General features: G+C 34.7%; 5 protein-coding genes and 7 pseudogenes. All 12 read right to left on the reverse strand.

Features of this window, described 5'->3' with window-relative positions; all coding sequences use genetic code 11:
- Positions 1-81 precede the first annotated feature (81 nt).
- Positions 82-456, reverse strand: a complete 375-nt coding sequence (gene rpsM / locus ACN5J3_RS14145) for a 30S ribosomal protein S13 (protein WP_007650443.1) — start codon at positions 454-456, stop codon at positions 82-84.
- 2 nt (positions 457-458) lie between these two features.
- Entirely contained in the window at positions 459-575 is a 117-nt protein-coding gene (ykgO, locus tag ACN5J3_RS14150; RefSeq protein ID WP_013305171.1) for a type B 50S ribosomal protein L36, read from the reverse strand.
- 5 nt (positions 576-580) lie between these two features.
- A complete protein-coding gene (infA, locus tag ACN5J3_RS14155) occupies positions 581-796 on the reverse strand; it encodes a translation initiation factor IF-1 (RefSeq protein WP_007094967.1) in 216 nt (71 codons plus the stop codon).
- Between the two features lie 12 nt (positions 797-808).
- Positions 809-2,044: pseudogene (locus tag ACN5J3_RS14160) on the reverse strand (preprotein translocase subunit SecY).
- Positions 2,045-2,062: 18 nt separating this feature from the next.
- Positions 2,063-2,473 (reverse strand): annotated as a pseudogene (gene rplO / locus ACN5J3_RS14165) (50S ribosomal protein L15).
- A gap of 22 nt (positions 2,474-2,495) precedes the next feature.
- Positions 2,496-2,616: pseudogene (locus tag ACN5J3_RS14170) on the reverse strand (uL30 family ribosomal protein).
- A gap of 44 nt (positions 2,617-2,660) precedes the next feature.
- Positions 2,661-3,167 (reverse strand): annotated as a pseudogene (locus ACN5J3_RS14175) (30S ribosomal protein S5).
- 6 nt (positions 3,168-3,173) lie between these two features.
- A pseudogene (rplR, locus tag ACN5J3_RS14180) lies at positions 3,174-3,530 on the reverse strand (50S ribosomal protein L18).
- Between the two features lie 10 nt (positions 3,531-3,540).
- A pseudogene (locus ACN5J3_RS14185) lies at positions 3,541-4,050 on the reverse strand (50S ribosomal protein L6).
- A 17-nt stretch (positions 4,051-4,067) separates the two neighbouring features.
- A pseudogene (gene rpsH, locus ACN5J3_RS14190) lies at positions 4,068-4,463 on the reverse strand (30S ribosomal protein S8).
- Positions 4,464-4,535: 72 nt separating this feature from the next.
- Positions 4,536-4,805, reverse strand: a complete 270-nt coding sequence (gene rpsN, locus ACN5J3_RS14195) for a 30S ribosomal protein S14 (protein ID WP_286852668.1) — start codon at positions 4,803-4,805, stop codon at positions 4,536-4,538.
- Between the two features lie 3 nt (positions 4,806-4,808).
- The coding region (gene rplE / locus ACN5J3_RS14200; protein ID WP_418512157.1) for a 50S ribosomal protein L5 at positions 4,809-5,180 on the reverse strand (372 nt) is incomplete at its 5' end.

A 5,180-nucleotide genomic window follows, 5' to 3' on the forward strand; every position in this document is an offset into this window, starting at 1 on the left:
TTTTAGTTGTTAGAATCCTAAACATTGCTATTTCAAACAGATTCATCTAACGTCTAAACTCTAATGACTAATGTCTTTTAATTATTTAGTTGCCATTTTTTTGTTAGCAACAGTTTTTCTTCTACCTTTTCTAGTTCTAGAGTTGTTTTTTGTACGTTGTCCTCTTAATGGAAGACCAGCTCTATGACGAATACCTCTGTAACAACCAATATCCATTAATCGCTTAATGTTCATTTGTGTTTCAGAACGTAATTCTCCTTCAATAGTAAAAGAACCAACAGCCTCACGAATATTACTTATTTCGTCGTCTGTCCAATCTTGAACTTTTGTACTTTCATCCACTTTAGCTTGGGCTAAAATGTCTTTTGCTCTACTTTTACCTATTCCATAGATATAAGTTAGGGAGATAACTCCTCTTTTGTTTTTTGGTATGTCTACACCTGCAATTCTTGCCATAACTACCCTTGTCTTTGTTTGAATCTAGGATTCTTTTTGTTAATTACGTAAAGTCTACCTTTTCTACGCACGATTTTACAATCTGCACTTCTTTTTTTAACTGATGCTCTTACTTTCATCTCTGTTAGTATCTATAAGTTATTCTAGCCTTAGTTAAATCGTAAGGACTCATTTCTAATTTTACTTTGTCTCCTGGTAATAATTTTATGTAATGCATACGCATTTTACCAGATATATGCGCTGTCACTATGTGACCATTTTCTAGTTCAACACGAAACATGGCATTGGATAATGCTTCTATTATTGTTCCGTCTTGTTCTATTGCTGCTTGTTTTGCCATAGTATTGATATATTAAGCTACTGCTTTTCTATTTTTACCTGTTTTCATCAAGCCGTCGTAATGCTTTAAAATAAGAGTTTACTTGTTGCATAGTATCTATTGCAACCCAACCATAATTAATAGTGAGGTTCCACCAAAAAACAGGCCCATCCAGTTGTACTTCATTAGCAACATAATGGCTGGGAACACAGCAATAAGGCTAGGAATATGATCCTGGAATGTTATTTGAGACATTATTTTATCTAAATATTCGAAGTTTTTTTCCGGACGTATCCAGGAATAAAACCACCACTACGTTTTAAATCGTCTGCCATTTTGTTTGTAGGCACTGTGATTGCATAAGTATGTAAATGCTATAATTAATAAAGCAAAAACTAAGTTGTACCAAAAACCAAATATACTAAAATTTGTTGCATCCATTGCCTGCCAGTGTCTTTAAGAAGAGGACGACCTATAAACTGGCACGAACATAATAGCTTGTGCAAGATAATTGGCATTACTCCAGATGCATTTAATTTAATGGTAAAAACTGTCTGGATCATTACGTTTTCTCGTAACCACAGAAACGGTTCTTCTTGCATACTGTACCGCTATTTTTCGACTGCCATAACCAGATAATGGGGGAAGATAAAACCAAATAATAATTCAAAAGAATCAACATAAGTTGTTTTTCCTTCTAGCCTGATTTTTGAAAAATGCCTTAGGAATTTGCAATAATTCCAACCATAATTAAAAAGAGATTCCGTTACCAATACCTTTATCGGTAATTTTTCTCCTAACCACATAGCAAAGATGGCCTGTAACTAAAATAACTATAGATGAAAAATAAAACCCTCAGTACCCAATAAAGGCACTGTGGAATCCAAAGCTGTTGGAATGCAAATATCCGGCGCCTGCACCAAACAGATGGCAATGGTTAACCAACGGTAATTTGGTTGATTTTTTTTACCACTCTCCCTTCTTTAATTTCTGAAATAGGGAATGGCTATTCCCATTAACTGAACCACAATGGAAGCAGAGATATGTGGCATGATTCAAAGCAAAAAGGAAGCGTTAGCAAAGCTCCTCCTGTAAATGTTTAACAAACCTATAAACCACCTGTATTTGTCTGTAAATTTTCCAATTGAGGCATCAATACCTGGTAAAACCACTTGTGCGCAAAACGATAAACTAATAACAGACCAAGTTAAAATGATTCTGATCTTAATTCTCTATTTTTAGTATTCGTAGTGTCTCTATAAATTTCATGGTTGTTTGGTTATAAAGTTATTTCTCCTCCACAGCTTCAATCGCAGCTTTTGCTGGCGGTAAACTTATGACAGATACCTTTAATTTAGCTTTTACTCGCCTCTTCCCATAATTTCTTAGTCTTTTTAGCAACTTGAGCTACAAGGGTATCGAAATCAAAGTATCTTTAATTTTCTTTCGTCTACTAATTGTTGTAAAGTATCTAAGTTTACACCTTGTATTTCTCTGTTGATGTTAGTAAGCCAAATTTGGGTACACGTCTTTGAAGTAGCATTGCCCTCCTTCAAATCCATTTTCTTTGAATATCCAGAACGGGATTTGCTCCTTTTGGCCAGTTGCCGTTCCACATTTTCCAGAACCTTGTCCACGTCCTATTCGTTTGCTGACTTTTAACTGAACCTTTGCGGGTTTTAAATTACTTAAATCCATCAGTATCTTATTATTTTGTCTTCTACGAAACTAAATGTTTACTTATTAACCATACCAAGGATGTTTGGTGTGGCATCATGTTCGACTTGTCCAATCTTTTTTAGACCAAGGCTTCAAATTCTTTTTTGTCTTCTGCGATTGATTGGCTTTTTACTTTTTTTACTTTTTTTTTGCCATGTTTCCTGTATTATCCTTTAAAAACTTTTTCTAGCGAAATACCTCTTCACGTGCAATAGTGTTGCATTTCTTAGTTGTAATAAAGCATCAAAGTACCTTTACTTATGAGGGTTTGATGAACCTTGTGATTTTGAAACACGTCGTGAACACCTACTGCTTCCAACCGTTCTTACAGCACCACCAGCAATAACACCTGTACCAGGAGGCAGGAATAATGTTTACTCTTGCTCCTCCATATTTCCTTTTGTTCGTGTGGTAAGGATCTTTTTAAAAGGAATACGTACTAATTTTTCTTAGCATCTTCAACAGCTTTTGCTATTGCACTTGCTACGTCTTTAGATTTTCCTAAACCGTGACCTACAACACCTGCTTCATCTCCAACAACTACTATTGCCGAAAACCCAAATGCTCTACCACCTTTAGTTACTTTTGTAACTCTTTGTACACCAACCAAACGATCTTTAAGATCCAATCCACTTGGTTTTACTAACTCTGCGCTTTTGTATTTCTGATACATAATTTCTTAGAATTTAAGTCCTGCTTCTCTAGCTCCTTCGGCTAATGATTTAACTCTACCATGATATTGCTATCCACCTCTATCAAAAGAAATGGTTTCCACACCTGCCTTAAGGGCTTTTTCAGCTACTGCTTTACCTACTAAAGCTGCTATTTCAGTTTTAGTACCTTTTGCAGAACTAATGTCTTTATCTCTAGAAGATGCTGCACTAATGGTTTTACCAGATACATCATCTTTTACTTGAGCATATATTTCTTTATTGCTTCTAAAAACAGATAATCTTGGTCTAGCCTCAGTTCCTGAAACTATTTTACGAACTCTGCTTTTAATTCTTAATCGTCTTTCGTTCTTTGTTAATGCCATAACTTAATTATTAAGCTGATTTACCTGCTTTTCTTCTTAATACTTCTCCTACAAACTTAACTCCTTTACCTTTGTAAGGCTCTGGTGGTCTAAAACCACGTATTTTAGCTGCTACTTGACCAACTAATTGTTTGTCTGATGAAGTTAATTTTACTATTGGATTTTTCCTTTTCTGAAATTGTCTCCGCAGCCTTTAGGAGCTATATCTGAAATAATGTTATGAGAAAATCTAGCAGATCTTTTTGTCCTTGGTGATGCTCTATAGCAACACCAATTCTAATTGTTTTGTCAAGCCACAGACCGCCTTTAATCATGTTGATAGGGATCTATAAAGTCCATGCTGCTGTGTACTTTAGAATCTGAGGACATACAAATACATTTCCATCTTCAACTTTAATTGCAACATCAGAAAATTCATGAGTCAATTCTCCTAATTTTCCTTTAACAACAACAATGTTATGTTAATATCAACTGTAATTCCTGCTGGAATTGCTACTGGGTTATTACCTATTCTTGACATTTCTTATTCGCTTTTAATTAGTAAACGTAACAAAGTACTTCGCCACCTACATTTTCCCTTTGTGCTTGTTTACCTGTCATTACTCCATGAGAAGTAGAAACAATGGCAATACCAAGACCGTTTAAAATTCTAGGTAGTTCTTTTGAACTTGCATACTTACGTAAACCTGGTTTACTTATTCTTTGAATCTTTTTAATTACAGGTTCTTTGGTCTCTTTATTGTACTTAAGGGCTATCTTAATGGTCCCTTGTACAGAGTTGTCCTCAAATTTGTAACTTAAAATATATCCTTGTTCGAATAATATTTTAGTAATTTCCTTTTTAAATTAGATGCTGGAATCTCAACCACTCTGTGGTTGGCTCGAACAACATTTCTAATTCTGTCAAATAATCACTATTGGATCTGTATTCATAGTTATTAAATTTCGGAATCGGTTTTAACTCATTTTGTTAAACCTAATTCCCGTTTATAATTCTTTTTAATATTACCAGCTTGCCTTTTTAACTCCAGGTATTAAACCTTGGTTAGCCATTTCCCTGAACATAACACGAGAAATACCAAAGGTTCTCATGTAACCTCTTGGTCTTCCTGTTAACTTGCAACGGTTGTGCATGCGTACAGGAGAAGCATTTTTTGGTAACTTTTGTAATGCTTCGTAATCTCCAGCTTCTTTTAAAGCTTTACGTTTCTCAGCATATTTAGCTACTGTTTTTGCTCTTTTTACCTCACGGGCTTTCATTGATTCTTTAGCCATATCTTAATTCTTTTGAAAAGGTAATCCTAATTCTGTTAATAATGATTTTGCTTCCTTATCTGTTTCTGCTGAGGTAACAAATGTAATATCCATTCCAGAAATTTTGTTTACCTTATCGATATCGATTTCTGGGAAGATAATTTGTTCTGTAATTCCTAAATTATAATTACCTCTACCATCGAATCCTGTGGCTTTAATTCCATTAAAGTCTCTTACTCGTGGTAATGCTGAAGTAATTAAACGATCTAAAAATTCGTACATTCTTTCACCACGTAAAGTTACTTTGGCGCCAATTGGCATACCTTTACGTAATTTGAATGATGCAACGTCTTTTTTAGAGATGGTTGCAACGCTCTTTTGTCCAGTTATAGTTGT

The organism is Corallibacter sp. (genome assembly GCF_048381695.1).
In the GTDB taxonomy this organism is placed as follows: Bacteria; Bacteroidota; Bacteroidia; order Flavobacteriales; family Flavobacteriaceae; genus Corallibacter; species Corallibacter vietnamensis.

Excerpts from the sequence above, each read along its gene's own strand:
- rpsN (WP_286852668.1), bottom strand. The coding sequence starts at position 4,805 with ATGGCTAAAGAATCAATGAAAGCCCGTGAGGTAAAAAGAGCAAAAACA.
- ykgO (WP_013305171.1), bottom strand. The coding sequence starts at position 575 with ATGAAAGTAAGAGCATCAGTTAAAAAAAGAAGTGCAGATTGTAAAATC.
- rpsM (WP_007650443.1), bottom strand. The coding sequence starts at position 456 with ATGGCAAGAATTGCAGGTGTAGACATACCAAAAAACAAAAGAGGAGTT.
- infA (WP_007094967.1), bottom strand. The coding sequence starts at position 796 with ATGGCAAAACAAGCAGCAATAGAACAAGACGGAACAATAATAGAAGCA.